Genomic DNA, 26,473 nt, shown 5'->3' on the forward strand with positions numbered 1-26,473 from the left:
ACTCAGTAGCTCAGGGCGGGGGAGCGGGTCTCACCGGCGGGTACGGCGCCCAGGGCCACGTCCCGCGGCCCGCGCCGGACGATCCTGGCGATGAGCACGTAGTCGACGACCGCCAGCAGCCCCAGGACGCCCGCGAACCCGGCGAGCGAGGCCGCGACCATGCCCGAGGTCAGCCCGGGGGACATGGCGTCGGCCACGGTGAGCTTCTCCCAGATCATCCACGGCTGCCGGCCGACCTCCCGGGCCAGCCAGCCCATGATCGCCAGGATGAACGGCAGCGGCGTCATCAGCATGAGCAGCGGATGCGTCCACCGCCACCGCGGCAGCACGCCGATCATCGGCAGCATCACGAACAGCACGACCAGCGCGAGCAGCTGCCCGAACTCGATCATCATCCCCAGCGCGACCGCCGCGCCCGTGTTGTCGCTGAACTTCCCGTCCTGGATCCCGGCGAACTGCGCGTACCCGAACCCGATCGTGACGAAGATCCCGAGCGCCGCCGCGACCACGCCGGTCCGCAGCGACCTGGTGAAGAACTCCACGTGCTCGGTACGGCGGCGCAGCTGGTACGCGCTCGCCCCCACCAGCACCATGGCCCCCGTGAACAGCCCGGCCCCGATGACGTGCGGGAAGGAGAAGATCAGGCTCTTGTTCGTGAGCAGGGCGCCGAAGTCGACCAGCTCCAGGCGGTCGCCGCGGGCGACGGAGCCGACCGGGTTCTGCAGGAACGAGTTGGCGAGCATGATGTAGAACGCGCTCGCGTACGCGGTCAGCGTCACGAGCCAGATGCAGGCCAGGTGCGCCCATCGGGGCAGCCGCCCCCAGCCGAAGATCCACAGGCCCAGGAACGTGGACTCCAGGAAGAAGGCCACCAGGGTCTCCATGGCCAGCGGCGCGCCGAACACGTCGCCGGCGTAGTGGGACAGGCCGCTCCAGGAGAGGCCGAACTGGAACTCCATCACCAGCCCGGTCACGATGCCCAGCGCGTAGTTGACGACGTAGATCTGGCCCCAGAAGCGGGTCATGGCCTCGTGGAGCGGTTTGCCCGACATCACCCAGCGGGTGTTCATGATCGCCACGAGTGGCGCCAGGCCCAGGGTGAGCACGACGAACAGGAAGTGGAGGCTTCCTGTCACGGCGAACTGCGTCCGGGCCAGTTCGAGTACATCCATCGCGAACTCCGTAGTTGTGTCTGCCTACATATAGAGAGCCTACATGTAGACTGCCTACATGAGCGCACACGTCCGTACTTCGGCGGATCTCACTCGGGTGGCGGGGCATGCCGGGTCGCCTGTGCGGTGTCTAGGATCGGAATCATGAATCCGGACGCGCTGCGCGGGCACATGGACGCGCTCCTGCTCTCCGTGCTGGAGCGGGAGCCGCTGCACGGCTACGCCATCATCGAGGCGCTGCTGGAGCGCAGCGGCGGCGCGCTGAACGTGCCGACGGGCACCGTCTACCCGGCCCTGCGCAGGCTGGAGCGCATCGGCTACCTGTCCAGCGAGTGGGCCACGGTGGGCGGGCGCAAGCGCCGTACCTACCGGCTGACGGATTCGGGCCGGAAGCAGCTCGAAGGGGAGCGCTCGGCGTGGCAGGAGTTCGCCACCGTGATCGGCAGCGTGCTCCGCGCGGACGCCGTGGAAACCGGGGAGGTCAGCGGCGCGCGAAGGGCGGCCGGCTGATGCGCAGGCAGCGCGTCGCGCCGTAGATCTGCAGCCCCCAGCAGGCGGACGTCACCGCGTTGGCCAGCACGGTGGGCAGGACGTCCACATGGCTGGCCCCGTTCGAGCCCAGGGTCAGCAGCATGCCCAGCGCCACGGTGACGGGCAGCATGCCCCAGACGACCACGCCCAGCGACCTGGTCACCAGCCACGGCCGGCGGATCCACCGGGCGCCCCGGCTCAGCGCGAACAGTGCGAGCCCGCCGTACAGCCCGACGCAGAGCTGCAGGACGTCGAGCAGGCGCGAGACGGGCCGGTACCACGCGGGCGCGAGCTGCCAGGCGCGGTAGTCGCCGGGATAGACGCGCCAGATCACCGACCACATCAGCGCGGTGATCGGCACGCTGATGAACAGCAGGAAGCCCAGCCGGCGCCCCGCCACGGCGGTCAGCTCGGACTGGTAGCCGGGGGCGACCTCCGCGACCTCCCCGAACTCCGCCACCGCGACCCGCTCCGCCTCCGCCCGTTCGAGCCCCTCGGCCTCCAGCGCGTCGGCGGTGTCGGTCAGGCTGTCGCGCGCCTCGACGACCAGATCGCGCTTCGCCCCCTGCGGGCCGGCCAGGGCGCGGTCGAGCTCCGCCACGTAGTCGTCGATACGCATGGACCCCAGTCTACGGAGGACGATCTCGGTCACCCATCGGGGAATTCCCCGATATTCCTCAGGGCTCGGGTTGATGTGTAGGAAAATTCCTACGTATAGTGTCCGACATGCCGATATCCCAGATCCTCACCATCACCGTGCCCGTCGCCGACCAGGAGCGGGCGCTGGCCTTCTACACCGGCGTCCTCGACTTCGAGGTGCGCACCGACAACCCGTTCCCGATGGGCCGCTGGCTCACCGTCGCCCCCAAGGAGTCCGGGACCGCGCTGCTGCTGGCCTCCTGGTTCCCCGGCATGGCCCCGATCGGCGGCCTGGTGGTGGCCGCGCCCGACCTCGACGCCCTGGCCGCGCGGCTGGGCGAGCACGGCGTCCCGTTCGAAGGGCCGAGCGACGAGCCGTGGGGGCGTCAGCTGCTGTTCCAGGACCCGTTCGGCAACGGGTTCGTGGTCAGCCAGGCATGACGGCCGACCACGTGTTCACCGCGCTGGCCAGCCCGGCCAGGCGGGAGCTGCTGCGCCTGCTGCTCGACGAGGGCGCCCAGCCCGCCGGCCGGCTAGCCGAGCGGTTCGACATGAGCAGGCCCAGCGTGTCGGAGCACCTCAAGGTGCTCAGGGACGCCGGGCTGGTGGCCGAGACCCGCAAGGGGCGGGAGCGGCACTACCGGCTGGAGGCGACGCCGCTCATGGAGATCCGCGACTGGCTCACCCCGTACGAACGGTTCTGGCGGGAGAAGCTGGCCGACCTCACGACCCTGCTGGACGAGATGGAGGACGACGACCATGCCCCGTGACACGGCGGCCGAGGACCTGCGCGCGATCAGGATCGACCAGTTCCTCGCGCATCCCCCGAGGAAGGTGTGGCGGGCGCTCACCGAGCCCGAGCTGGTCGCCCGCTGGCTCATGCCCAACGACTTCAAGCCGGAGGTGGGGCACCGGTTCACGTTCACCACGGAGCCCAAGCCGCAGGTGGGCTTCGACGGGATCGTCTACTGCGAGGTGCTGGAGCTGGAGCCGGAGAAGCTGCTCAAGATCAGCTGGAGCGACCGCAAGCGGGCCTACTGGACGGTCACCTGGCGGCTGGAGCCGGAGGGCAAGGGCACCAGGCTGTTCCTCGACCACGAGGGCTTCGACCCGGACGACGAGCTGCAGCAGCTCTCCCGGCGCATCATGGGCGGCGGCTGGCGCTCGCGCCACTTCCGCGCCATCGCCGCCGTCGTGGAGGAGCTGGACGCCTAAGGGTTCAGGGCGGGGCTCGGCGGCTCCGCCCGGCGTTCGGCGTGCGAGGTGGACGTCCACATGACGGCGGCCGTGGTGATCGCCAGCAGCAGCGCGAACCAGCCCGCCGCCCGTCCCATGCGCATGCCGTACCCGCACAGGAGCCAGGAGACCGACAGCCACCAGCGGTGACCGGCCTGGCGCCGCATCTCCATGGCCGCGAACGCGAAGTCGGCCGAGGTGGCGCGGTCGCTGGGCTGCAGCCCGGCGTAGAGGTCGGCCAGCCGGTCTGGGGTGGCGCCGGGGTCGTCCGGCGCCCCCCAGCCGCGCATGGTGTGCTCGTCGGCCAGCGCGCGCCGGCGGGAGAACCAGCGCAGCATCGGCCAGCGCAGGCTCACCCGCAGGCCGCGCGGCGTGAGCGCGAACGTGCAGTCCTTGACCCGCACCCCCGACGGATGGGCCAGGCCGGCGAACCTGCACGCCGACAGGTCCAGCCCGTACAGCGCCAGCTCCCGGGCGTCCACCTGCCGCAGCGAGGTCAGCACCGACCTGCCCCGGCCGGTCACGGTGGCGGGGCCGCGCAGCACCGCGCCCTCCAGGTCGGCCTGGGAGTCGGTCAGCCGCAGCGTCGTCGCGCCCGCCACCTCGACGCCGCGCAGGTCCACGCCGCACCGCGCCACGGTCACGTCCAGGAGCCCGTCGGCGCGCGCCCTGGCCGCCGACAGCCTGCCGGTGGCCGAGAGGTACGCGTCGGCGGCGAAGTGCGCGGCCTCGAACCCGGCGTTCCCGCTGACCTTGCGGAAGGACAGGGTACGGCCGAAGCGCGCCCCTCTGAAGGCGGCCCCGTCGCCCAGCCTGGCCCCGTCGAAGGTGGCGTACCCGTCGAACCTGGCCCGCTCGCACGACAGCCCGTGGCCGAAGACGGCCTGGCTGAACAGCGCGTCACGGGACATCACGGCCCGGTCGAGGGAGACGTGCCCGCGCACGGTGACGCCGTGGAAGGACAGCTCGCGGGTGAACCTGGCGCCGGCCAGCGACACGTTGCCCTCGAAGCGGGCGCCGAAGAACGAGGCCAGCCGCTCGAACCTGGCGCCGTCGAGCGACACGTCGCCCGTGAACGTCACGCCGGACAGCCGTACGTCGCCGGTGAACCTGACCCGGTCGAGCCGGGCCCTGCCGGGCCTGCCGCCGGTCGCTTCGAGCACGCGGGACAGCAGCTCGCCGCTGACGGTGGTGCCGCGCAGGTCGAGCAGGCGGCCGGGGGACATCTCGTCGAGGGCCTGGGGGAGTTCGTCGGGTGCGAGGTGTGCGAGGCAGAAGCCGGTCGTCCGGCTGGCGATTCCGGTGCAGGCAGCCGAATACGCGCAGGTGACCCAGTCCATGAAGAGGTGATACCCGCCGGGGGCGGCGTCAAGGTTCGATGTTTTAATGTTCTATCCACTTTTGTGTGGAAATATGCGCTTAAAATGGGGCCTAAAGTGTCGGGAATGCGCGCTTTATCCCGCGCATCCCTCGGGGACGCGACCCCGCTGCCCGGCCGGACGCTCCTCCGGTCACGACCCGCCGATCATCGGCCTGACCCTGCCGGGAGGCACGGGGCAGGTCCCGACGCGGTGATGAATGTCACAACACCCGCCCACCCACGTCCCGTTCGGGCCGACCGCAAATAGGATGGATCTTCCGACGCGGTCCTGATTCCGGGGTGGCGTCGGCCGAACCCCCTGGGAGAAGGCGGCCAAGGAGATTGCCCACGCCCTGCGGCCGCTCGCGTTCGTGGGCGGCGACCTCGACCCCGACCTGCTGGACCTGCCCCTGCTTCCGGCCCACCGGGGCGCCGGCATGGACACTGGAATGCGGGCGAGAGGGTAGGGGTTCATACCGATGAACAATTTTCAGCGAGGGACGAGGAGCCACTTGTGGCCACCATCGAAGTAACAGAGCAGAACTTCAACGACGTCGCCGACAAGGGGATCGTGCTGCTCGACTTCTGGGCGGAGTGGTGCCCGCCGTGCAAGAAGTTCGGCCCGATCTTCGAGCAGGCCTCGGACCTGCATGGGGACATCACGTTCGGCAAGATCGACACCGACGCCGAGCAGGGGCTGGCGCAGGGCTTCGACATCACCTCGATCCCGACGCTCATGGCCATCCGCGACGGCATCGTGGTCTTCGCCCAGGCCGGCGCCATCCCGGCGCCCGCGCTGGAGGACCTGATCAGGCAGGTGCGGGCGCTCGACATGGACGCCATCAGGGCCGAACTCGCCGAGGAGATGAAGCAGAACTGACCCCTCCCGGGGGTCTCAGGGCTTGCGGGCGACCCCGACGTACCCGAAGGTGATCCCGTTGCCGGGTGCGTCCGGGTCGTCGGGCCGCCAGCCGTTCGGGTACGTCAGCCCGGGCTCCTCCAGCTCGTACCCCTCGAAGAAGCGCAGGATCTCCTCGCGCGTCCGCAGGCTCAGCGCGGCCGTGGCCCGCCGGTAGATCTCGACGGCCTGCGGGGTGGTGTCCGGCGTGGTGTCGATGGCATGGCTGATCACCAGCCGGCTGCCGGGCGCGCTCGCGGCACGCAGCTTGCCCACCATGTCGTAGGCCACGTAGTCCGGGATGAAGTGCAGGATCGCCAGCATCAGGAACGCCACCGGCCGGTCGAAGTCGACCATGTCGCCCAGCTTGTCCAGCAGCGTGTCGGTCTCGCGTACGTCCGCCTGCAGGAAGTCCACGTTCTCGGTCCTGGCCAGCAGCGCCCTGCCGTGCACGCAGACCACGGGGTCGTTGTCCACGTAGACGACCCGCGCCTCAGGGGCGATCTCGTGCGTGTTCCCCTGAGTCGGCAGACCGGCGCCGAGGTCGACGATCTGCCGCACCCCCGAATCGACCAGGTGCCGCACGGCGCGGCGCAGGAACGCCCTGTTCGCGCGGGCGCCCTCCTTGGTGTTGGGGAACGTCTGCAGGATCTGCTCGGCGGCTGCCCTGTCGGCCGCGAAGTTGTCCTTGCCGTCGAGGAAGTAGTCGTACATCCGCGCGACGTTCGGGACGTTAGGGTCCACCCCCTCTGGGGCACTGTCCACGATTTCTCCTGAAATATCGCCCTATTTGCGGGCGATCATAGCCGCGTTTTCCCGGTCTCCCTGGAATTTGGTTCTACTCGTGGTGCCAGTGAGACGTACATCACCCACCTCCGTCACCCCCCGCCTCACCGCCCTCGCACGCGGTGACGCACCTGCGCCGGTGGTTCGCCGACGGGGGCGCGGCCCCTCGCGGCTCACCGGCCGCCGTCCACCGGCCGCCGCCGTGGGTCGGACCCCTCGCCTCACGCCCGAGCGCGCCGTCACGGACGGGCCGCCGGGCTCGGGCACGCGTCGCGGGCGGGCTGCTGCTTGGCGAAAGCTGGGTGGCGGAAGCGGGCCGGCAGCCGAAAGGGGACGCGCGCCTGGGAAAGGCGGGCGTCCCCTCAGGTGCCGGTGGGGTCAGCCGCGGTAGAGCTCGGCCACGCGGAAGGCGAGGTCGAGGGACTGGCTGCGGTTGAGCCGCGGGTCGCAGGCCGTCTCGTAGCGGGTCGCGAGGTCGTCCTCGGCGATCTCGTGTCCGCCGCCCACGCACTCCGTCACGTCGTCACCGGTGAACTCGATGTGGATCCCGCCGGGATGCGTGCCCAGCGACCGGTGCACCTCGAAGAAGCCCGCCACCTCGTCCAGCACGTCGTCGAGCCGGCGGGTCTTGTGCCCGCTGGGCGCCTCGAAGGTGTTGCCGTGCATCGGGTCGCAGATCCAGGCGACCCGCGCCCCCGTGGCCGTGACCTCCTTGACCAGGGCGGGCAGGTGCTCGCGGATCTTGGAGGCGCCCATGCGGGTGATGAAGGTGAGCCGCCCCGCCTCGTTGCCCGGGTTGAGCTTCTCGATGAGGCCGAGGGCCTCGTCCGGCGACGTGGTGGGGCCGAGCTTGACGCCGATCGGGTTGCGGATGCGGGCGAAGAAGTCGACGTGCGCCCCGTCGAGCTGGCGGGTGCGCTCGCCGATCCAGACCATGTGCGCCGACACGTCGTACGGCAGCCCCGTACGCGAGTCGATGCGCGTGAGCGCGCGGTCGTAGTCGAGGATGAGCGCCTCGTGGGAGGAGTAGAACTCCACGGTGTGGAACTCCTCGGGATCGGCCCCGCAGGCCCGCATGAACGCGAGCGCCTGGTCGATCTCCCTGGCCAGCTGCTCGTAGCGGCGCCCGGCGGGCGACTCGGCCACGAAGTCCTGGTTCCACGCGTGGACCTGGCGCAGGTCGGCGTAGCCGCCCTTGGTGAACGCGCGGGCGAGGTTGAGGGTCACGGCCGAGGAGTGGTACGCCTTGAGCAGCCGCCACGGATCGGGCCGGCGCGCCTCGGCGGTGAAGTCGAACCCGTTGACCATGTCGCCCCGGTAGGCGGGCAGCTCGATCCCGTCACGGACCTCGCTGCCCTTGGAGCGCGGCTTGGCGAACTGGCCCGCGACCCGGCCGATCTTCACGACCGGCACCTTGCCCGCGTACGTCAGCACGATCGCCATCTGCAGCAGCGTCTTGAGCTTGTTGCGCACGTTGTCGGCGGTCGCGCCGGAGAAGGTCTCCGCGCAGTCGCCGCCCTGCAGGACGAAGGCCTCGCCCCGGGCGACTGCGGCCAGCTGCTCCTTGAGCTGGTCGCACTCGCCGGCGAAGACCAGTGGGGGCAGGCCGCCGAGCTCGGCGACGACCTTGTCGAGCTCGCCGCGGTCGGGCCAGTCAGGTTGCTGTGCCGCGGGGAGGGCTCGCCAGGAATCGAGATCCACGAGATTGCTGCTCACGAGATACGAGGGTAATCCACTGGCTCCGGGCCCACGGACCTCGTTGTCCACGTTGTGAGAATGCAGTTGTGCCCTTGGGGAATCAGAGGCGGTCAAAGTTCCTTTACGGACACGTGCTCGGGCCGTATCCCCAGCCCGATGAAGCGCCGGGTCACCCGCCTGAGCAGGGGGATCCGGGTGAGGTCGCGGGGCATCCTGGACGGGTCGAGCTTGTTGCTGAGGGCCCGCTTGATCACCAGGTTCTGGACCACCCGCTGGACCGCCTGCGTGACGCGCGTGGGCGGCATCCGCCGCTTCTGCACCAGGCGCAGGGTGGACTCGGGGATCGGCGCGCCGGACCTGAGCGACCCGGCGAGCAGGTTGGCGGTGGCGACCGCGTCCTGGACGGCCAGGTTGATCCCCACCCCGAACACCGGCGACATGGCGTGCGCGGCGTCCCCGATGCACAGGAACCCGGGCCGGTGCCAGCGGCGCAGCCGGTTGAGCACGACGGTGAGCACGCTGACGTCGTCGTAGCCGCCGATCTGCCCGATCCGGTCGGCCAGCCACGGCAGCAGCGTCGCGACCGGCCCGCGCAGCGCGTCGATCCCGGCGCGCACCAGCTCGTCGTAGCCGCCCTTGGGGATCACGTACGCGAGTTGCCAGTAACTTTGCCGGTTGATGGCCACCATCATGCGTCCGCCGGAGATCCGCAGGAACGTGTCGTCACGGTCGGACGGGTGCCGGGGCAGCCGGAACCACACCACGTCCATCGGCGCGCCGAGCTCCTCCGGCACGAGCCCGGCGCGCTCGCGCAGGGTCGAGTGCCGCCCGTCGGCGGCGACGGTCAGGTCGGCCCTGATCTCGTGCTCGCCCGACTCGTCCCGGTAACGCAGGCCGCGCACGGTCTGGCCCTCGCGGATCAGGTCGTACGCCTCCGCGTTCATCAGCAGCCGGAAGCTCGGATAGCGCGCGGCGGCGGACGTGACGAGGTTGAGGAAGTCCCATTGCGGTACGAACGCGATGTAGTCGTACTTGCCGGGCAGCCCGCGCAGGCTCGCCAGCCTGGCGTCGCCGCGGTCGGTCACCATGCTGATCCCGTACGCCTTGCGATGGGGGATCTTCAGGAACTCCTCGGCCAGCCCCAGCTCGTCGAGGACCTGCAGCGTGGACGGATGGATCGTGTCGCCCCGGAAGTCGCGCAGGAAGTCGCCGTGCTTCTCCAGCAGCGTGACCTCGACCCCGGCCCTGGCCAGGAGCAGCGCCAGCATCGCGCCGGCCGGTCCGCCCCCCGCTATTACACAGCTCATAATTCATCACCCGATGAGATTGTCTCACGCCATGAGAAAAGAGCAAGCCCCCGCAGCCATCCGACATGCCCGAGTCGCCGAAGTACATGCGTGAGCCGCCTCTCACAAAGGGAGTGGATGATGACGGACGAACTCCACACCCTCTCGGGCGCCTACGCCGTGCACGCACTGCCGTACGCCGAGTGGGTGCTGTACGAGGAGCACCTGCTGGCGTGCCCGGCGTGCTGGGTGGAGGTCCGGCGGCTGCGGGAGACGGCGGCCAGGCTCGCCGAGGCGCTGGCCGAGCCGCCGCCCGCCGCGCTCCGGCAGCGCCTCCTCCATGCCGCCCACGAGCTACGGCGGCCCGAGGAGCGGCCTGGGCGGGGGTCAGGAGCGGTGCCGGACGACAGCCCGACCATCTGGCGGCCCCCGACGTCACGCGCGCCCGCAACCCCGCCTACAGCCCTGCCCGTGCCCCCGTCCGTGCCCCCGCCCGTGCCCCCGTCCGTGCCCCCGTCCGTGCCCCCGCCCGTGCCTTCATCCGTGCCTCCATCCATGCCGGAGGACTCGCCGACGCTCAGGATCCCGCCCGAGCAGCCCGCCGCGTTCAGGACCGCGCCCGAGCTCCCGGCGGCTCACGAGGGCGGCCAGGTCCTGCCCCTCAGGCGCCGCCGGGCCAGGCTGACGGCGGGCCTGGCCGCCGTGGCCACGGCCGCCGCGGTCGCGCTCGGCGCCGTCGCCGTGGACGCCCGCCGCGACCTGAGCGACCTGACCGCCAGGCACGACGAGGTGATCGCCGTGCTGGCCGCGCCCGACGCCGAGACGGTACGCCGGCCCGCCACCTCCGGCGGCACCGGCACGGTCGTGATCTCCCGCGCCAGGGGACGCCTGGTGTTCGCCTCGTCCGGCCTGGCCGAGCTGCCCCGGTCCAAGGGGTACGAGCTGTGGCTCATGGGCCCGGACGGCCCCCGCCCCGCCGGGATGCTCGATCGGGCCGAGGGCGGCCTGACCACACCCCTGCTGATCACGCCGGAGCGGGGCGACGTCCGCGTGGCGCTCACGGTCGAGCCGGCGGCCGGTTCCGGCAGGCCCACGACCCGGCCGGTCCTGCTGGCCGAGCTCCCGGAGGCCTGACACGCAGTTAGGGGGTTGGTCACGCGCGTTTGATCGTAGATAGTGCAGGGCATGCGTATCTTCGCGGCCCTGGTGCTGGCCGCCGCACTGTTACCCGTGTTAGCCGTGCCCGCGGCGGCCGCCGAAGCGGGCGCGGCCACCGTGGTGCCCGTCCAGGTCACGGGCTCGCCGGCCAGGCGATTCAACCTGATCATCATGGGCGACGGCTACACCGAGCCGGAACAGGCCAGGTTCCGGGCCGACGTGGACCGGCACCTCAACGTGATGTGGTCGATCGAGCCGTTCAAGACGTACCGCAACTACATCAACGTCTACCGCGTCGACATCGTCTCCGGCGAGTCGGGCATCAGCTGCGACCCCGGACTGGACTCGCCGAAGAAGGTCACCCCGCTCGGCATGGGCTTCTGGGGCCGCTGCAACCCCGGCAGCGTCCAGCGCCTGATCACCATGGACAACGCCGCCGCCACCCGCTACGCCGACCTGGTCACCGGCACCTCCTCCGGCAACCGGCAGATCCTCGCCCTCGGCAACAGCGGCACCTACGGCGGCGCGGGCGGCTCGTACGCCACCGCCTCGGGCAGCAACAGCATGTCCGCCCTGATCAGCCCGCACGAGCTGGGCCACTCCCTGGGCGGCCTGCAGGACGAGTACGACTACTACCAGCGCGGCGTCCCCGGCGGCGCCTACCCGGGGGCCGAGCCGGCCAGCCCCCACCACACGCTGCTGACCGAGCAGCAGATGAAGGACCAGCAGAAGAAGTGGTGGCGCTGGCTGGGCGAGCCCAGCGAGTCGGGCGGCCCCATCGGCCGCTACGAGGGCGGCCTGTACTACACGAGCGGCGTCTGGCGGTCCAGCCGGCACTCGATGATGAAGACCCTCGGCTACTACTACGACCAGGTCAGCCGCGAGGTCATGGTCCAGCGCATCACCGCCAAGACCATGGTCATCCAGGACGCCACGCCCAACCAGCAGCCCGTGGGGGCCGACCGGGTGCTGTGGGTCGAGCCGATGCGCCCCGTCGGCCACTCCCTGACGACCACCTGGAACGTGGACGGCAAGGACCTCGCCGGCCACGACGACGCCCTCGACCTGCGCACTCTCGGCCTCACCCCGGGCACGCACACCGTCACGGCCACCGTCTCGGACCCGACCGAGTTCGTCAGGGACCCGGCGATCAGGGCCGCCATCACCAAGTCCCGCACCTGGACGGTGGACACGTCCCTGACCACCCCGCCGGACGGCGCCGAGGCCGCGTTCGTCTCCTCCACCCCCACCGACCGGCCGCTGGGCCGCGCCGACGTCGTGTACGTGGAGACCACCCATCCGGCCGCCGCCGTGCCCGAGGTGACGTGGACCGTGGACGGCCGCCCGGCGGGCACCGGCACCGACCTCGACCTGGGCAGGCTGAACCTGCAACCGGGCGCGCACACCCTCACCGCCGCCCTCGGCGGCCAGACCCTCAACTGGCAGATCGACGCGAGCGGGCCCGCCACCCGCTACGAGCTGTCCGAGCCACTCGCCGCGGCCGGCGACGCCTACGTCTACAACGGCCCCTTCTCGATGCGGCTGACGGGCGAGGACGACCGCGGCGGCTACGTGGTCTCGGAGTCCAGGGTGGACGGGGACGGCTGGTTCAACTACTTCGGCTGGCCCACGTCCTCGGAGCTGCCGTGGACGTTCAGCGAGGAGGGCACGGTCATCGACTCCCTCGTGTACGGGAAGCTGCCGCGCGGCCGGCACACGATCGAATACCGCTCGATCGACGCCGCGGGCAACCAGGGCACGCCGAAGAGCTTCACCGTCACCACGATCGCCCCGCCGCCCGCCTGCACCCGCACGGTCACCGGCGTCCACCAGGGCGCCCTCGTCGCCGCCGACGGCGTCACCTGCCTCGACGGTGCCCAGGTCAGCGGGCCCATCACCGTGAAGCCGGGGGCCTCGCTCGTGGTCAAGGGCGGCCGGATCGCCGGCACGCTCACCGCCGCGCAGCCCGCCGCCGTGCACCTGCTCAAGGCCTCCCTCACCGGCGCGCTCAACGTCAGCGGCGCCAAGGCGCTGACCATCGTGGGCGCCGACCTGCGCGGCGCCGTCCTGCTGGCCGGCAACGCGGCGCCGATCCTGTCGGGCAGCACGATCAGCGGCGCGCTGCTGTGCACGGGTGACAAACCCGTCGATCTCGGCGTGCCCAACAAGGGCGCGAGGTCGTGCGTGCGGCTAGCCGCGGCCGCCGGAGGAGGCGCTTACGAGGCGGTCCAGCACCGTGGTAAGTGAGCCGAACGCGGCTTCGCGGAGCCTGGCGTACTCCTCCTCCGGATACTGCCGGGGTCCGTTCTCCACCAGCAGGATCAGGTAGAGGTAGGCGCGGTAGAGGTCGATGCGGGTGCGCGCCGCCGGGGTGAGCTCCAGCGGCGTCACCTCGCGGTAGCCCGCCAGCAGCGGGTCGTCCTCCGCCAGCTCGCCGAAGATCGTCGGGGTGACGAACTCGGCGAGCGGGTCGCCCCAGAAGGCCCGTTCGTGGTCGATGATGGCCTGGATCCGGGGCGGGCCGCTGACGTCGAGGAAGACGTTGCCCGGCCAGACGTCGAAGTGCACCAGCCGCGGCGTCGTCACCTCGTCGAGCACCGGCGACGCGGCCTCGATCACCGCCATGATCTCGGCGGCGGAGCGCGGCAGCGGCGTCGGGTAGCGCTCGGTGTCGCCGATCAGCGCCCCCACCATCGCCAGGAACGCCTGCCGCCAGGTGGCGCCGACGATCCCGGCGTGCGGGTAGCCGAAGACCTCGCCGCGCACCGCGTTGAACCTGGCCAGCAGGCCGCCCAGCTCCCGGCGCAGCGCCGCCTCGCCCTCCGGCTTGACGTCGTTCCACGAGACCCCGTCGAGCGCGTCGAGCAGCAGGTAGTCGCCGCCCAGCACCGGGTCGTCGAACCCGGCGCACAGCAGCGTGGCCACCGGCACCCCCGCCTGCGCCGCCAGCTCGTACGCGGCGGCCTCCATGCGCAGCAGGTTGCGCTCGTAGCTGAGCTGGTCGAGGTCGGGCGGCGGGGACAGCTTGAGCACCACCTCGCGCCCGTCGTCCAGCTTGAGCCGCCAGACGGCGTTGGCGTAGCCGTCGGTCAGCTCGGTGACGGCCACGACGCCCGTGCCCAGCGCGCGGCGGAGCAGGGCGTCGAGCTCGGCGTCGGCTAAGCGGCGCTTGGTTCTACTGTCCACGGGAGCCTTTCACGCTGACTGCCGGCGTACGAGGTGGGTGTCGAGGATCACCACGGGCTGGCGCAGCTCCTCGCCGTTGATGCGGGCCACCAGCAGCTGCGCCATCTGCCGGCCCATCTGCTCGGTCGGCTGGTGGACGGTGGTCAGCGGCGGGTCGGCGTGCAGCGCGGCCTTGGAGTCGTCGAACCCGATCACCGCCACGTCCTCCGGGATCGCCCGCCCCGCCGCCTTGAGCACGCGCATCGCGCCCAGGGCCATCGGGTCGGACGCGGCGAAGACCGCGTCGAGATCGGGATGGCTGGCCAGCAGCTGGGTCATCGCCGCCGAGCCGCTCTCCTCCGAGAAGTCGCCGTACACCACCAGCTCCGGCAGCCCGGCGGGCAACAGCGCGTCGCGATAGCCGGCCAGACGGTCGACGCCCACGCCCATGTCCTGATGACCGGCGATGGTGGCGATGCGCGTGCGGCCGAGGCCCAGCAGGTGTTTGACCGCCTGCCGGGCCCCTGCCCTGTTGTCCATGTCGACGTAGCTGTAGGGGTCGAGCCCGACGGGCCGGCCGCCGAGCACGGTCGGCACGCCCATCTCCTCGAGCCGCTCCGGCAGCGGGTCGGCGCCGTGCAGCGACAGCAGCAGCACGCCGTCGACGTGCTGCCCGGTCAGGTACTGCTCCAGCCGGTCGTACTCCTCGGTGGTGCGGGCCATCGCCAGGATGAGCTGCAGCCCGGTCTCTGACAGCGCCGAGCCGATGCCGCGGATGGTGCCCGCGAAGAACGGGTCGTCGAACACCCGTAGCTGCGACTCGGACACCACCAGGGCCACCGCGTCGGTGCGGCGCGTCACCAGGGCGCGCGCCGCGCGGTTGGGCACGTAGCCCAGCTCGCGGATGGCCAGCTCCACGGCCTCGCGGGCCTTGGAGCTGACGTTCGGCGAGCCGTTGATGACTCTAGACACCGTGCCCCGGCCTACCCCGGCCCGAGCCGCGACTGCCTCAAGAGTCGGTCGGTTCATGGCGCCTATTCTGCCGGATGATCTCCGAGTACCAGAGCGCGCTGTCCTTCACCAGCCGTTCCTGGGTCTCGAAGTCCACGTGCACCAGGCCGAACCGCTTGCCGTAGCCCCATGCCCACTCGAAGTTGTCCATCAGTGACCAGGCGAAATAGCCCTCCAGGGGCACGCCGGCCTCGATGGCCTGCTTGCAGGCGCCGAGGTGCGCCTCCACGTACGCCCGCCGCTCGTCGTCGTGGATCCGGCCGTCGTCGAGCACGTCGTCGAAGGCGGCGCCGTTCTCGGAGACCACCATCGGGATCGGCGGGTACTCCCGCGCCACCCTCGTGAGGACCTCCACCAGGCCGCCCTCGTCGATCTCCCAGCCCATGGCCGTCACCGGCTGGCCGCCGCTGACGAACGACACGTGCTCGCTGCCCACCCACGGCGAACCCGAGTCCGTGGGGGCCGCCGCCGCCGACTGCCTGCCGCCTGGTGCTCCCGAGACCGTGAAGCGGCTGTAGTAGTTGACGAGCAGCACGTCGATGGGCGCGTTGATGATCTTCATGTCGCCCGGCTGGATGAAGTCGATCTCGCCCGGCACGTCCTCCAGCACGTCCTCCGGGTAGCGGCCCAGCAGCAGCGCGTCCAGGAAGAACCGGTTCTGCAGCCCGTCGATGCGCCGGGCCGCGTCCAGGTCTTCCGCGCTGTCGGTGGCGGGGGTGACCGCGTACAGGTTCACGCAGCCGCCGACGCGCCGGGCGTCCATCGCCTGGACGGCCAGCCCGTGCGCCAGGTTGAGGTGGTGCGCGCCCCTGATCGCGTTCTCCGGCTCCCGACGGCCGGGGGCGTGCTCGCCCGAGGCGTAGCCGAGAAACGCGGCGCACCACGGCTCGTTGACGGTGCTGAAGGTGTGCACGTGGTCCTTCAGCGCCTCGTGGACCGTCGCCGCGTAGTCCGCGAAGCAGTACGCCACGTCGCGGTTCGGCCAGCCGCCCTTGTCCTCCAGCGCCTGCGGCAGGTCCCAGTGGTAGAGGGTCAGCCACGGGTCGATGCCGTGCCCGCGCAGCTCGTCGGCGAGCCGCTTGTAGAAGTCCAGGCCCTTCTGGTTGACCTTGCCGGAGCCGGTCGGCTGGATGCGGGGCCAGGAGACCGAGAAGCGGTAGGCCGACAGGCCCAGGTCCGCCATGATGGCGACGTCTTCCCGGTAGCGGTGGTAGTGGTCGATGGCCACGTCCGCGTTGTGGCCGTTGAGAATCCGGCCCGGCGTCCTGGTGAAGGTGTCCCAGATGGAGACGCCACGCCCGTCCTCGTCGACCGCGCCCTCGATCTGGTACGCCGAGGTCGCCGCGCCCCACGCGAAGCCCGCAGGGAAGCGCAGCCCGGCACGCGTCTGTTCCTCTTGTGTCGTCACGCCTTGACCGCACCTTCCATGAGGCCGCCGACGATCTGGCGGCCGAAAGCGACGAATACTGCGATGAGCGGAATGATGGACAACGCCGTTCCCGCGAAGATCAACGTGTAGTTCGTGGAGAACCTGGCGTTGAGCGAGGTGATCGCGATCTGCACGGTCGGGTTGTCCGGGGTCAGCACGATCAGCGGCCACATGAAGTCGTTCCACATGAGCATGAACGTGTTGATGCCGAGCACCGCCATGCCCGGACGCACGGCGGGCAGGACGACGTTCCACCAGATCCGCAGCGTGGCGGCGCCGTCGACCCGGGCGGCCTCGACCAGCTCCATCGGCACGGCCTGGCGGGTGTACTGCGTCATCAGGAACACGCCGAACCCGTTGAGCAGGTACGGCAGGATGACCGCCTTCAGCGTGCCGGTCCACTCCAGGCTCACCATGAGCCGGTAGAGGGGCACCACGCCCATCTGCTGCAACGGCACCGCCATCGTCAGCAGCACGAGCACCAGCAGCAGGTTCCTGCCCTTGAAGCTCAGGTTCGCGAACGCGAAGCCGGCCAGCGTGGAGATGATCACCACGGAGACGGTGACGATGCTCGACACGATGAACGAGTTCGTCAGGCCCAGCAGGAACTTGGCGTCCTCGTTGTTGAGCACCGCGACGATGTTGTCGCCCAGGTTCCCGCCCGGCAGGAACGGCGGCGGCACCGCGACCGCGTCGGCGTTCGTACGGGAGGCGATGACGAGCATCCAGTACAGCGGGAACGCCGACAGCAGGACGGCCAGGGCCAGCATGAGGCGGGTGGCGAGGGTCGGGGAGAAGTTGTTCATCTGGTGCCCCCGATCCTGCGCACGAACAGGAAGTTGATCGCCGCTCCTATGAGGATGAGCAGGAACAGCAGCCAGGCGGCCGCCGCGGCGTAGCCGTAGTCGAACTCGCGGAAGCCCTGCTTGACGATGAACATGGCCACCGTCTGGAACTGTCCCTGCGAGCCGCCGTCGACGTTGCCGTTGTAGAACGTGGTCGGCTCGGAGAACAGCGTCAGGCCGCCGATCGTGGAGTTGAGCACCACGAAGATCATCGTCGGGCGCAGCATCGGCAGCGTGATCTGCCAGAACTGCCTGCGCCGCGAGGCGCCGTCGATCGCGGCGGCCTCATACAGGTCGCGGGGGATGGTCTGCATGCCGGCCAGGAAGATGATCGCGTTGTAGCCGGTCCAGCGCCAGTCGACCATGGTGGCGATGGCGATCCACGACGGGATGCGCTCGGCCCGCCAGTTCGTGTTGTCCACGCCGAACCAGCTCAGGACCCAGTTGACCAGGCCCCAGTCGCGGGCGTACAGCTGCGTGAACACCACCGCGACCGCGACCACCGACGTGACCAGCGGCAGCAGCACGCTCATGCGGATGGCCAGGCGGAGCTTCAGGCGCTTGTTCAGCGCGTTGGCCAGGAGCAGCGCGAGGACCATCTGGGGGACGGTGGCGAGGATGAACATGCCCACCGTGTTGACCACGGCGTTCCAGAAGTCCTCGTCCCCGAGCAGGGCGGTGTAGTTGCCCAGCCCGGTCCACTCCACGGTCCCGGCCAGGTCGTAGTCGTAGAGCGAGTAGTACAGGGTGAAGGCCAACGGGAACAGCCCGAAGGCGGCGAACAGCAGGAAATAAGGGGACACCAGGGCGTACGGCATCGCTTTGACGTCGAATCGTGAACGCCAGCGGCGGCCGGGCGGACGGGCGCGGCGGTGGTTGTTCCGCGCCGCCCGCGGAAGGGTGTCGAGACTCATGGCAGACCTTTCGGCGGCAACAAGCCCGGCCCGCTGCTCGCGGGCCGGGCGGGGAGACTAGCCCGCGGCCTTCACCGCGTCGTCGACCAGCTGCTGCCAGGCCTTGTCGTACGGGACGGAGCCGTCGTCCATGCCCTGGATGACGGACTCGATGGCGTTCTTGACCTGGGCGTGCTTCACGCCGAGGAAGACCGGCTGCAGGCTCGACGCGGACTTGGCGAAGATCTCACCGATGGGGGCGTCGTTGAAGAACTCGTTCTTCGCGCCCTGGACGGCCGGGTCCTGCTGGGCCTTCGTGTTGCTCGGCATGTTGCCGAAGTCCGTGAAGATGCTCGCCTCGGTCTGCGCGTTGGTCAGGTAGTCGGCGACCATCGCGGCTTCCTTCGGGTGCTTGGACTGCTTGGGCACGGCCAGCCAGGAGCCGCCCCAGTTGCCGCCGCCGCCCGGCACCGAGGCCACGTCCCACTTGCCCTTGCCGCCGTCGCCGGCGTTGCCGCTGACCACGCCGAGCATCCAGGACGGGCAGCCGACCGTGGCGAACGCGCCCTTCTGGGTGCCCGCCGCCCACTCGTCGGTGAAGTTGCGCAGCTTGGCGGTCAGGCCCTGCTGGCTCATCTTCATGGCGAAGTCGAAGCCCGTCTTCACCGCCGGGTTCTTGTCGACGATGAGGTTGTTGTCCTTGTCGAAGTACGTCACGTTGCCGTTCTTGGCCGCCTCCTGGTAGAGGACGACCTGGTAGAGCGTGTTCGTACCGTCGGTGAACTTGGTGCCCTTGACCTTCGACTGGAACGTCTTGGCGACGTTCATGAACTCGTCCCAGGTCGGCCAGAGCGCGCTGACCTTGTCACGCTCGGTCGGCAGCCCGGCCTTCTTGAACAGGTCCGCGCGGTAGCACAGGCTCATGCCGCCGATGTCGGTGCCCAGGCCGAACAGCTTGCCGTCGGCCGTGACGCCGTTCTCCCACTTCCACGCCGGGAAGTCCGCCTTGCGGGACTCCAGGCCGTACTCCTTGAGATCGGCCCACCATTCGGGATGCGCCTTGGCCAGGCCCATGCCGCCCTCGTCGATGCCGACCACGTCGCCCGCGCCGTTGCCGGCCTGCAGCCACTGGATCATCTGCGGCCAGTACTGCTGCTCGAACTGGTCGGTCAGGTGCTCTTCCTTGATCTGGATGTCCTTGTGCTCGGCGTTCCACTTCGTGATGGCGTTCTTGTAGCCGAAGTTGGTGCCGCCGCCGAAGGTCTGAACGCGGATGGTGACCGGCTCGGCCGCCGCCGAGGAGGCGGGAGCGCCGCTGGACCCCGTGCTGGTACCGCCGCCGGAGCTGCAGGACGCGACGGTCAGCGCCGCCACGGCCAGGGCAGAGGCCACGGCGAGACCGCCGCGACGCTTGCTGATCATCATGGGTGGACCCCTTCTCGGGTGAATGTTGGGGGAGTGCACCGCGGCTCGCGCTCCGCCGCGGTGGGAGTCTTTGGGAGCGCTCCCACAAAGGGTGCACTTACGTGGTCTGCACGTCAATCCACCGAAACGCAACCGTTACCAATGAGGCGGTTTGTCACTGTAGAACGGGATTTTTGGCGTTATACCTCGCAAAGGGCCGCTTGGGAGCGCTCCCACCTCAAGAGGCATCTTTTGTGTCGCATCAAGGGCATGTCACCCGCACCGACCACGCTTTCTCCCGGTCACACCGCCAGTGAGAACGCCGGTCGGAGGGACCGGGACGCATTCAGGTCACGTCTGAACGCGGCAGGCGGTGGCGCGCTCCCGGAGGAGGGCGCGTTCGCGGGCGTTGCGGGTCATGTCCGCCGCTCTCTCGAACTCGGCGCGGGCCTCCTCCCGCCGGCCCAGCTTGAAGAGCAGGTCTCCTCGTACGCTCGGCAGCAGGTGGTAGTCCTTGAGGGCCGGCTCGCCGGCGATCTGGTCGAGGAGCTGCAGGCCGACCGCGGGGCCGTAGGCCATGGACAGGGCGACGGCCCGGTTGAGCTCGACGACGGGGGAGCGGGAGAGCTTGGCCAGCGCCTCGTACAGGCTCGCGATGCGTACCCAGTCGGTGTCCTGCGCGTCGAGGGCCCGCGCGTGGCAGGCGGCGATGGCGGCCTGGAGGGTGTACGGGCCGAGCGTGCCGTCACCCAGCTGCTCGGCCTGGTCCAGGGCGGTGAGGCCGCGGCGGATGAGGAGCCGGTCCCAGCGGGCGCGGTTCTGGTCGAGGAGGAGGATGGGCTCGCCGGACGGGCCCACGCGGGCCGCCGATCGGGAGGCCTGGATCTCCATGAGGGCGACCAGGCCGTGCACCTCCGGCTCCCTGGGCATCAGGCCGGCCAGGACCCGGCCCAGCCGGAGCGCGTCCTCGCACAGGGCGGGACGCATCCAGTCGTCGCCGGCCGTCGCCGAGTAGCCCTCGTTGAAGATCAGGTAGATGACTTCCAGGACCGAGTCCAGGCGCGCCGGCAGCTCGGTGGCCTGGGGGACCTCGAAGGGGATCTTCTTGTCGGCCAGGGTGCGTTTGGCCCGGACGACCCGCTGCGCCACCGTGGGCTCCGGGACCAGGAACGCGCGGGCGATCTCGTCGGTGGTCAGGCCGCCGAGCACGCGGAGCGTGAGGGCCACCCGGGCCTCCACGGAGAGCGCCGGGTGGCAGGCCGTGAACACCAGCCGCAGCAGGTCGTCCTCGATCTCGTCCACCTCGGGCGGGTCCTCGTCCTGGTCGAGCCGGTGGCCCAGCTCGATCAGGTTGCGTTGAAGGCGTTCGTTCCTGCGGATGAGGTCGATGGCGCGGCGCTTCGAGACCGTCATCAGCCAGGCGCCGGGGTTGCGGGGCACGCCGGACTCCGGCCACTGCTCCAGGGCGGCGACCAGCGCGTCCTGGGCCAGCTCCTCGGCCAGGCCGACGTCGCGGACCAGCCGGGCGAGCCCGGCGATGAGCCGGGCCGCCTCGATCCGCCACACCGCCTCGATGGCGCGATGGGTCTCCGTCCCGCGGCGAGCGGGGGCGTCGGCTTGAGTCCCGGTCTGGGCCTGGTGGTCGGCGTCGGATGCCATCACCGGCCCATGAGAGCAGCACGAAGCCGCGGCCGGCAACCCGCGCCCCGGCGGGGCCCTCCCGAGTGCGCGCCCGATGCGCGCCGGGACAGGCACGGGCGGCCGGGTCAGGTGCCGGGCGTGTCGACGCCGAGGCGTTCGCGTAGTGCTCGTTCGCGCTCCAGCTCGTCCGCGGGCAGCGAGTCGTCCGGTACGTCCGAAGCGTCGAACACCCGCCACACGTCCAGCCCGATCCCGTCGTACCCCGGCGGCACCGGCACGCGCAGCGCCCATTCGATCGCCTCTTCCCGGGACTTGACCTGGATCAGCCAGAAGCCGGCGATGAGCTCCTTGGCCTCGGCGAAGGGGCCGTCGATCACGGTCGCCTTGCCGCCGCTGTAGGCGATCTGGGCCCCCTGCGAGCTCGGGTAGAGCCCCTCGGCGGCCAGCAGCACGCCCGCCTTGGTCAGCGCCTCGTTGTAGGCGTGCATGTCGTCCACGACCTGCTGGCTGGGCAGCGCCCCGGCCTCGGTCTCCGGGCTCGCCTTGCCGACGATCATGAATTTCACGGGTGGTGCCTCTCTTCCGTCCGGTTCGGGCTCTCGTCAACGCGTCGAACGGCGAGAGGCGGGATCGACACGTACGCGGGAGATTCACGTAAATCTACAATGTAAAGGCGCCTACCGGGCTCGGCGCGCCAGGAGGGTGACGGTGGCGAGCAGGATCAGGGCGGCGGCGAGGGCGGGTGCGGGGCCGGTGACGAGGTGGAGGGTGGCGCCGGCCAGGGCGCCGAGGAACATCGCCGCCACGGAGGCGGCCCGGCGCAGGGCGGCCCGGCCCGGCGTGTCGGCGGCCAGGCCCGTGAGGGTCGTGGTGAGGACGTTGGTGACCAGGTCGGGCACGCCGAGCGCGCGTACGGACGCGTTCTGCAGGCCCATGCCGCAGGCGAGCAGCGCGATGAGGGCCGCGTGGGACCAGGTCGTGCGGTGTCCGGCCACGAGGGCGACGGCGAGGGCGGCGGCGACCAGGAGCGTGTGCACGGCGGTGGCGACGGCGAACGCCCGTCGCGTGTTCGCGGTCCGCCTGATCAGCCGGCCGGCGCCCCAGGCGCCGGCTCCGAAGGCGGCCAGGGCGGCGGGCGAGGCCCATTTGGACATCTGGGCCTCCCCGGCCAGGGCGAAGGCGAGGAAGACGATGTTGCCGGTCATGTTGGCGACGAAGACGCGGCCCAGGCCGAGGAAGCTGACGGCGTCCACGAGGCCGGTGACGAGGGCCAGGAGGATCAGCAGGGCGGGCAGGACGCCGTGCGGGTTGGCGCCGCGCGGGAAGAGCCCGTCGGCGACCCGGCACAGCCCGCTCCACATCAGCCTTGCGGGGCGTCTGCGCGCGGCTGGCATGGTGGGCGGCTCCTTGGCGAGGTCGCGGGCGGTTCGCCTCGGGTCTTCCCCGGTGGTGGGCCGCCGCACTCGCCGGGGGTGGAACGCGGCGAGCGCGCGTCCCGTTGGGGGGACGCGCGCTCGTCAGGGGGCGCCGGGGGAGTCCGGTCAGGAACGGTACTGGGGGTAGCCGTAGCCGACGACCTGGGACTTGGGACGGACGCGCTCCTCGACCTTGCCGTTGCCGGTGTTGCCCTCGATGGTCGAGATGGTGCCGTCGCCGTTGTCCTTCTCGACGAACCCGACGTGGTTGATGTCGTTGAGGTCCTTGCTGCCGCTCCAGGAGAAGTACACGATGGCGCCGGGCTTGGCCTCGGTGCCGAAGCGGTGGTTGGCCTGGAACCACTTGGCGTGGGCGACGGTCCAGGCGTCCCAGCCGATCTGCGAGCGGGCGCCGGTCTGGTCGCCGACCCAGGAGACGAACATCGCGCACCAGGCGGCGTTCAGGTAGTCGGCGCGGCTGCCGCCGTCACGGGCGATGGTCTCGGCGGCACGCTGCGAGTTGGCGTACCACCGCTGGAACTTGGTGCCGCCGCCGGCCGCGTTCTCGGTGATGCCGACCTGGGACTTGGCCAGGGACAGGACCTGGTCGGCGGTGACGGTGACCTTGGTCTCGCGCGAACGGTCGGCGTGGTCGGCGACGGTGGCCGTGTCGATCGGCTGCTTCTCCGCTGCGGTGGCGCTGGTCATGTGGGCGCCGAACGCGGTTCCGAGGATGGTGGCGCCGAGAAGGGCGCGGGCGATGTTGGTCTTCGCAGCAGAGGTAAAGCGGAAGTTGGCCATCGAGGGGGTTTGCTCCTTGCTTCCATGCCGCTTACCGGGTTAGCTGACGGGTTCGGGCGTGGAAGCTGCCCTACGGCACCGAAGTGCCGATTCACCCCAAAGGACGTGGGTCCCCGGTTCCGCCCGAGGGCGGATTCAGCGGTCACAGGACGGTCCTGTGATGTGTCTTGCGATGGTCGGACAAGTCCGGACAAACCGGACGTATGTCTCAAGAATGCCTTAAACGTAATGCATAAGGCAAGAGCGTTACAAATCGATAAAGGTCCAGCTAGGCGACCTGCCTGCGAGCCTCGGCCAGAAGCCCCATCATGGCAAGGGATTCGTCAAGCGGCATGATCGAACTTTCGGTCCTGCCTTCGGCCGTCGCGGCCCGGACCTCGCGGAGCTCCCCGGCGTACCCGTTGTCGGCCGGATCGAGGAGGTACTCCTCCGGCTTCATGGAGGGCCCAGAGAGCACAATCCGCGGTGTGGCCCAGAACGGCGCCTGGAGGTCCGCCCGCATCCGAGTGCCTACAACGCTGGCATGGTTCGGGTAATTCCCGAGCAACGAGGTCTCCACGAGAGCCTTCCTGCCGCCGGGGTAGAGCAGGACGCCGCCGGCCTCCGCGTCGACGCCGTTGGGCGCCAGAGTGCCGGTGACGCGCAGGTCGGAGGGCATGCCGAGGAGCAGCTGGGCCAGCCCGAACGGGTAGATCCCCAGGTCCAGGAGCGCCCCGCCGCCGAGCTCCGGCGCCCACAGCCGGTGCTCGGGGTCGTAGGGCTTGGCGAAGCCGAAGGAGGCGTGCACCGAGCGGAGGTCGCCGAAGCGCTCGTCGGCCGCGATCTTCTGGATGAGCGGGTTGAACCGCATCCACATCGCTTCCATCAGGAACACGCCCGCCTCGCGGGCCAGGCGTACCATCTTCTCCGCGTCGTCCACGGTGGCGGCCAGCGGCTTCTCGCACAGCACGGCCTTGCCCGCGGCGATGGCGACCTCGGCCACCTCCAGATGTTGGGCGTGCGGCGTCGCCACGTAGATCGCGTCCACGGCCGGGTCGGCGCAGAGCCGCTCATAGGAGTCGTACGCGGACTCCGCCCCCAGCGTGGCGGCCAGCGCCTGCGCCCGCCCCAGGTTTCTCGATCCGACGGCGGCCACCCGCATGCCGGGTTCGGCCGCGATGGCCGCCCCGACGGTCCGCGCGATATTCCCTGTCGCCGCTATGCCCCACGCAAAATCCCGCACGCGGAAGATCGTAGACGAATCAGGTCAGATCGAACGTGTCGGGGTCGGGTCCGATCCGCTGGCCCCTGTTCATCGCGCCGATGGCGGCCATGTCCTCGGCGTCGAGGATGAAGTCGAAGACGCCGATGTTCTCGGCGATGCGCGCCGGGTTGGCCGACTTGGGGATCGCGACGTGGCCGAGCTGCAGGTGCCAGCGGAGCACGATCTGCGCGGGCGTCTTGCCGCACTTGTCCGACAGCTTGGCCAGCGCCGGGTCGTCCAGCAGGCCCTGGCCCTGGCCGAGCGGGCTCCACGCCTCGGTGAGGATGCCGTTGGCCTCGTGGAATGCGCGCATCTCGCGCTGCTGGAGGTAGGGGTGCAGCTCGATCTGGTTGATGGAGGGCACGATGTCGGTCTCGTTCATGAGACGGGTGAGGTGGGCGATGGTGAAGTTGGAGGTGCCGATGGCCTTGGCGCGCCCGTCACGGTAGATCTTCTCGATCGCCTTCCACGCCTGCACGTACTTGTCCTGCTGCGGCACCGGCCAGTGGATGAGGAAAAGATCGACATAGTCGAGGCCGAGCCGGGCCAGGGACTCGTCGAAGGCCGCCTCCGCGCGGCCGTGGTCGGCGTTCCACAGCTTGGTGGTCACGAACAGTTTCCGGCGCGGCAGCTCACTTTCGCGTACGGCCTGCCCCACGCCCTCTTCGTTGCCGTACGCGGCGGCGGTGTCCACGTGCCGGTAACCGGCCTTGAGCGCGGTCGTGACGGCCTGCGCGGCCTCGTCGGCGGGGACCTGCCAGACGCCGTAGCCGAGCTGCGGGATCTGCACGCCGTCGGTGTTGAGCATGAGCGAGTTCATACCCTCCATTGTTCACGTCGCGTTTCTGGTGGCTTAAGGCGGTGGGGCTAGCTTGAAGCGGTCGTGAACGGGCCATCACCCGGCTGGGAGGACAGGAGTGGTCGTACAGGCGTCGGCCTGGGTGGAGTCACCGCTCCAGATGCTGTGCGCCGTCGAGGCCCATCACGCGGGCGTGCTCGGCCCCGAGACGGTGGTCGTGCCGCGCGCCGGTCTGCGACCGTTGAAGGCCACGCGTCGGGAGCTGAGGTCTCTCGGGCTGCCCGACGGCTTGGAGCTGGGGGAGCCGCGGGAGCGCATGCCCAGACGCGTGCAGGCCGTCGGTGACGCCTTCTCCGGCAGGGTGCAGCTGCGCTGGCTCACCTCGCGCCCGGGACGCATCGTCATCGTGGACGACGGGCTGGCCACGCTCCGGCTGCTGGAGCTGCTGGCCGCGGGGCCGTACCGGCCGCTGCTGCGGGCCAGGGCCCAGCCGACCAGGCTGCGCTCCGCGCTGGGGCTGGCGGCCGCGCTGCGGCTGCGCCTGAGCGACGTGTCGGTCTTCACCGCCCTGCCCGTGGACGAGGCCCTGGCGGAGGGTGTACGGCGGGCCGGGATCAATCTGGTACGCCACCAGTTCGCCTGGCTGCGCGCCCAGCCGCCCAGCGCCGAGGGGCCCGCCGAGCGCACGGTCGTCCTGGGCACCTCGCTCGTCCGGAACGGGCTCGTGCACCGCGACCACTACCTGCGCTGGCTGACGGACCTGGCGGCCCAGGAGCCGCTCGCGTACTACCCGCACCGCCGCGAGGACCCCGTGGACGTGGCCCTGATCAGGGAGCGCCCCGGCATCACCGTGCACGACGTGGGCGCGCCGGCCGAGCTGACGCTGCGCGGCCTGGACCCGGGGCAGCGGGTGCTCAGCCTGCCCTCGACCGCGATCACCTCGCTGCGGGTGCTGCTCAGCCCGCGCGGTGTCGCCGTGGAGCCCGTGGACGTTCCTGAGGACTGGTGGACCAGCAGGGCGGCCCCCGCCCTTCGCTCGCATCTGACAGGAGTGTCCGGTTGA

General features: G+C 70.5%; 26 protein-coding genes and 1 riboswitch. Of the genes, 8 read left to right on the plus strand and 18 right to left on the minus strand.

The annotated features are described in order from the left end of the window. Positions 1 to 2: 2 nt before the first annotated feature. The gene (locus HD596_RS33980) at positions 3 to 1,172 is read right to left on the minus strand and encodes a cytochrome ubiquinol oxidase subunit I (RefSeq protein WP_185073314.1); all 1,170 of its coding nucleotides are present in this window, start codon (positions 1,170 to 1,172) and stop codon (positions 3 to 5) included. A 144-nt stretch (positions 1,173 to 1,316) separates the two neighbouring features. Between HD596_RS33980 and HD596_RS33985 the strand changes: the two genes are divergently transcribed. Further along, entirely contained in the window at positions 1,317 to 1,682 is a 366-nt protein-coding gene (locus HD596_RS33985; RefSeq protein ID WP_185073315.1) for a PadR family transcriptional regulator, read from the plus strand. On the opposite strand, the gene HD596_RS33990 is transcribed toward HD596_RS33985, so the two are convergent. Beyond that, a complete protein-coding gene (locus HD596_RS33990) occupies positions 1,654 to 2,322 on the minus strand; it encodes a permease prefix domain 1-containing protein (RefSeq protein WP_185073317.1) in 669 nt (222 codons plus the stop codon). The genes HD596_RS33985 and HD596_RS33990 overlap by 29 nt on opposite strands. 107 nt (positions 2,323 to 2,429) lie before the next feature. On the opposite strand from HD596_RS33990, the gene HD596_RS33995 reads away from it, so the two are divergent. From HD596_RS33995 to HD596_RS34005, 3 genes are read left to right on the plus strand one after another with little or no spacing between them, the layout of a single operon-like run. Further along, entirely contained in the window at positions 2,430 to 2,783 is a 354-nt protein-coding gene (locus HD596_RS33995) for a VOC family protein (RefSeq protein WP_185073319.1), read from the plus strand. Beyond that, a complete protein-coding gene (locus tag HD596_RS34000; protein ID WP_185073321.1) occupies positions 2,780 to 3,112 on the plus strand; it encodes an ArsR/SmtB family transcription factor in 333 nt (110 codons plus the stop codon). The genes HD596_RS33995 and HD596_RS34000 overlap by 4 nt, the downstream gene beginning before the upstream one ends. Further along, positions 3,102 to 3,557 (plus strand): SRPBCC family protein, encoded by a 456-nt coding sequence (locus HD596_RS34005; RefSeq protein ID WP_185073323.1) that lies wholly within the window; start codon positions 3,102 to 3,104, stop codon positions 3,555 to 3,557. The genes HD596_RS34000 and HD596_RS34005 overlap by 11 nt, the downstream gene beginning before the upstream one ends. Here HD596_RS34005 and HD596_RS34010 read toward each other — a convergent pair. After that, positions 3,554 to 4,918 (minus strand): pentapeptide repeat-containing protein, encoded by a 1,365-nt coding sequence (locus tag HD596_RS34010; protein ID WP_185073325.1) that lies wholly within the window; start codon positions 4,916 to 4,918, stop codon positions 3,554 to 3,556. The two genes, HD596_RS34005 and HD596_RS34010, sit on opposite strands and share 4 nt — an antisense overlap. 534 nt (positions 4,919 to 5,452) lie before the next feature. On the opposite strand from HD596_RS34010, the gene HD596_RS34015 reads away from it, so the two are divergent. Further along, on the plus strand, positions 5,453 to 5,818 hold the full coding sequence (locus HD596_RS34015) for a thioredoxin family protein (protein ID WP_185073327.1): 366 nt from the start codon (positions 5,453 to 5,455) through the stop codon (positions 5,816 to 5,818). A 15-nt stretch (positions 5,819 to 5,833) separates the two neighbouring features. On the opposite strand, the gene HD596_RS34020 is transcribed toward HD596_RS34015, so the two are convergent. From HD596_RS34020 to HD596_RS34030, 3 genes are all read right to left on the minus strand, one after another. Next, positions 5,834 to 6,601: an SAM-dependent methyltransferase gene (locus HD596_RS34020; RefSeq protein WP_185073329.1), complete on the minus strand. Its 768-nt coding sequence runs from the start codon at positions 6,599 to 6,601 to the stop codon at positions 5,834 to 5,836. A gap of 399 nt (positions 6,602 to 7,000) precedes the next feature. Beyond that, positions 7,001 to 8,338, minus strand: a complete 1,338-nt coding sequence (locus tag HD596_RS34025) for a class II 3-deoxy-7-phosphoheptulonate synthase (RefSeq protein WP_185073331.1) — start codon at positions 8,336 to 8,338, stop codon at positions 7,001 to 7,003. Between the two features lie 92 nt (positions 8,339 to 8,430). Continuing rightward, positions 8,431 to 9,627 (minus strand): FAD-dependent oxidoreductase, encoded by a 1,197-nt coding sequence (locus tag HD596_RS34030; protein WP_185073333.1) that lies wholly within the window; start codon positions 9,625 to 9,627, stop codon positions 8,431 to 8,433. Between the two features lie 120 nt (positions 9,628 to 9,747). Between HD596_RS34030 and HD596_RS34035 the strand changes: the two genes are divergently transcribed. Both HD596_RS34035 and HD596_RS34040 read left to right on the plus strand, forming a co-directional pair. Further along, a complete protein-coding gene (locus tag HD596_RS34035; RefSeq protein WP_185073335.1) occupies positions 9,748 to 10,740 on the plus strand; it encodes an anti-sigma factor in 993 nt (330 codons plus the stop codon). A 51-nt stretch (positions 10,741 to 10,791) separates the two neighbouring features. Further along, positions 10,792 to 13,011: a M64 family metallopeptidase gene (locus HD596_RS34040; protein WP_185073337.1), complete on the plus strand. Its 2,220-nt coding sequence runs from the start codon at positions 10,792 to 10,794 to the stop codon at positions 13,009 to 13,011. On the opposite strand, the gene HD596_RS34045 is transcribed toward HD596_RS34040, so the two are convergent. From HD596_RS34045 to HD596_RS34100, 12 genes are all read right to left on the minus strand, one after another. Continuing rightward, positions 12,955 to 13,950 (minus strand): phosphotransferase family protein, encoded by a 996-nt coding sequence (locus tag HD596_RS34045; RefSeq protein ID WP_185073340.1) that lies wholly within the window; start codon positions 13,948 to 13,950, stop codon positions 12,955 to 12,957. The two genes, HD596_RS34040 and HD596_RS34045, sit on opposite strands and share 57 nt — an antisense overlap. Positions 13,951 to 13,959: 9 nt before the next feature. Continuing rightward, complete coding sequence (locus HD596_RS34050) at positions 13,960 to 14,958, minus strand: LacI family DNA-binding transcriptional regulator (protein WP_185073342.1); 999 nt, start codon at positions 14,956 to 14,958, stop codon at positions 13,960 to 13,962. After that, positions 14,939 to 16,348 carry a GH1 family beta-glucosidase gene (locus tag HD596_RS34055; RefSeq protein WP_185073344.1) on the minus strand — a complete coding sequence of 470 codons (1,410 nt, stop codon included), beginning with the start codon at positions 16,346 to 16,348 and terminating at the stop codon, positions 14,939 to 14,941. The genes HD596_RS34050 and HD596_RS34055 overlap by 20 nt, the downstream gene beginning before the upstream one ends. Further along, on the minus strand, positions 16,345 to 17,175 hold the full coding sequence (locus HD596_RS34060; protein WP_185073346.1) for a carbohydrate ABC transporter permease: 831 nt from the start codon (positions 17,173 to 17,175) through the stop codon (positions 16,345 to 16,347). Before HD596_RS34060 ends, HD596_RS34055 begins: the two co-directional genes overlap by 4 nt. Then, a complete protein-coding gene (locus HD596_RS34065; RefSeq protein WP_185073348.1) occupies positions 17,172 to 18,128 on the minus strand; it encodes a carbohydrate ABC transporter permease in 957 nt (318 codons plus the stop codon). Before HD596_RS34065 ends, HD596_RS34060 begins: the two co-directional genes overlap by 4 nt. 57 nt (positions 18,129 to 18,185) lie before the next feature. Further along, on the minus strand, positions 18,186 to 19,532 hold the full coding sequence (locus HD596_RS34070; protein WP_185073350.1) for an ABC transporter substrate-binding protein: 1,347 nt from the start codon (positions 19,530 to 19,532) through the stop codon (positions 18,186 to 18,188). 330 nt (positions 19,533 to 19,862) lie between these two features. Then, on the minus strand, positions 19,863 to 21,170 hold the full coding sequence (locus HD596_RS34075; protein ID WP_185078875.1) for an RNA polymerase sigma factor: 1,308 nt from the start codon (positions 21,168 to 21,170) through the stop codon (positions 19,863 to 19,865). Between the two features lie 107 nt (positions 21,171 to 21,277). Continuing rightward, positions 21,278 to 21,709 carry a YciI family protein gene (locus HD596_RS34080; protein WP_221520899.1) on the minus strand — a complete coding sequence of 144 codons (432 nt, stop codon included), beginning with the start codon at positions 21,707 to 21,709 and terminating at the stop codon, positions 21,278 to 21,280. A gap of 120 nt (positions 21,710 to 21,829) precedes the next feature. Beyond that, the gene (locus HD596_RS34085) at positions 21,830 to 22,546 is read right to left on the minus strand and encodes a YoaK family protein (protein WP_221519636.1); all 717 of its coding nucleotides are present in this window, start codon (positions 22,544 to 22,546) and stop codon (positions 21,830 to 21,832) included. 147 nt (positions 22,547 to 22,693) lie between these two features. Then, entirely contained in the window at positions 22,694 to 23,368 is a 675-nt protein-coding gene (locus HD596_RS34090) for a CHAP domain-containing protein (RefSeq protein ID WP_185073354.1), read from the minus strand. 13 nt (positions 23,369 to 23,381) lie between these two features. Next, a riboswitch (cyclic di-AMP (ydaO/yuaA leader) is annotated at positions 23,382 to 23,519 on the minus strand. A gap of 117 nt (positions 23,520 to 23,636) precedes the next feature. Further along, the gene (locus tag HD596_RS34095; protein ID WP_221519637.1) at positions 23,637 to 24,590 is read right to left on the minus strand and encodes a Gfo/Idh/MocA family protein; all 954 of its coding nucleotides are present in this window, start codon (positions 24,588 to 24,590) and stop codon (positions 23,637 to 23,639) included. A 19-nt stretch (positions 24,591 to 24,609) separates the two neighbouring features. Then, positions 24,610 to 25,431 (minus strand): aldo/keto reductase, encoded by an 822-nt coding sequence (locus tag HD596_RS34100; protein WP_185073356.1) that lies wholly within the window; start codon positions 25,429 to 25,431, stop codon positions 24,610 to 24,612. 97 nt (positions 25,432 to 25,528) lie between these two features. Between HD596_RS34100 and HD596_RS34105 the strand changes: the two genes are divergently transcribed. Beyond that, positions 25,529 to 26,473, plus strand: coding sequence for a hypothetical protein (locus HD596_RS34105; RefSeq protein WP_185073358.1), 945 nt, complete (start codon positions 25,529 to 25,531; stop codon positions 26,471 to 26,473).

The sequence above is a fragment of the Nonomuraea jabiensis genome (assembly GCF_014204795.1).
Classification (GTDB): domain Bacteria; phylum Actinomycetota; class Actinomycetes; order Streptosporangiales; family Streptosporangiaceae; genus Nonomuraea; species Nonomuraea jabiensis.

What these genes read in the sequence shown, in the direction of transcription:
- HD596_RS34050 (WP_185073342.1), bottom strand. Translation starts at nt 14,958, where the DNA reads ATGAACCGACCGACTCTTGAGGCAGTCGCGGCTCGGGCCGGGGTAGGC.
- HD596_RS34010 (WP_185073325.1), bottom strand. Translation starts at nt 4,918, where the DNA reads ATGGACTGGGTCACCTGCGCGTATTCGGCTGCCTGCACCGGAATCGCC.
- HD596_RS33990 (WP_185073317.1), bottom strand. Translation starts at nt 2,322, where the DNA reads ATGCGTATCGACGACTACGTGGCGGAGCTCGACCGCGCCCTGGCCGGC.
- HD596_RS34060 (WP_185073346.1), bottom strand. Translation starts at nt 17,175, where the DNA reads ATGAACAACTTCTCCCCGACCCTCGCCACCCGCCTCATGCTGGCCCTG.
- HD596_RS33985 (WP_185073315.1), top strand. Translation starts at nt 1,317, where the DNA reads ATGAATCCGGACGCGCTGCGCGGGCACATGGACGCGCTCCTGCTCTCC.
- HD596_RS34065 (WP_185073348.1), bottom strand. Translation starts at nt 18,128, where the DNA reads ATGAGTCTCGACACCCTTCCGCGGGCGGCGCGGAACAACCACCGCCGC.
- HD596_RS34080 (WP_221520899.1), bottom strand. Translation starts at nt 21,709, where the DNA reads ATGATCGTCGGCAAGGCGAGCCCGGAGACCGAGGCCGGGGCGCTGCCC.
- HD596_RS34040 (WP_185073337.1), top strand. Translation starts at nt 10,792, where the DNA reads ATGCGTATCTTCGCGGCCCTGGTGCTGGCCGCCGCACTGTTACCCGTG.
- HD596_RS34075 (WP_185078875.1), bottom strand. Translation starts at nt 21,170, where the DNA reads ATGGCATCCGACGCCGACCACCAGGCCCAGACCGGGACTCAAGCCGAC.
- HD596_RS34000 (WP_185073321.1), top strand. Translation starts at nt 2,780, where the DNA reads ATGACGGCCGACCACGTGTTCACCGCGCTGGCCAGCCCGGCCAGGCGG.
- HD596_RS34085 (WP_221519636.1), bottom strand. Translation starts at nt 22,546, where the DNA reads ATGCCAGCCGCGCGCAGACGCCCCGCAAGGCTGATGTGGAGCGGGCTG.
- HD596_RS34030 (WP_185073333.1), bottom strand. Translation starts at nt 9,627, where the DNA reads ATGAGCTGTGTAATAGCGGGGGGCGGACCGGCCGGCGCGATGCTGGCG.
- HD596_RS34100 (WP_185073356.1), bottom strand. Translation starts at nt 25,431, where the DNA reads ATGAACTCGCTCATGCTCAACACCGACGGCGTGCAGATCCCGCAGCTC.
- HD596_RS34070 (WP_185073350.1), bottom strand. Translation starts at nt 19,532, where the DNA reads ATGATGATCAGCAAGCGTCGCGGCGGTCTCGCCGTGGCCTCTGCCCTG.
- HD596_RS34090 (WP_185073354.1), bottom strand. Translation starts at nt 23,368, where the DNA reads ATGGCCAACTTCCGCTTTACCTCTGCTGCGAAGACCAACATCGCCCGC.
- HD596_RS33995 (WP_185073319.1), top strand. Translation starts at nt 2,430, where the DNA reads ATGCCGATATCCCAGATCCTCACCATCACCGTGCCCGTCGCCGACCAG.
- HD596_RS34005 (WP_185073323.1), top strand. Translation starts at nt 3,102, where the DNA reads ATGCCCCGTGACACGGCGGCCGAGGACCTGCGCGCGATCAGGATCGAC.
- HD596_RS34035 (WP_185073335.1), top strand. Translation starts at nt 9,748, where the DNA reads ATGACGGACGAACTCCACACCCTCTCGGGCGCCTACGCCGTGCACGCA.
- HD596_RS33980 (WP_185073314.1), bottom strand. Translation starts at nt 1,172, where the DNA reads ATGGATGTACTCGAACTGGCCCGGACGCAGTTCGCCGTGACAGGAAGC.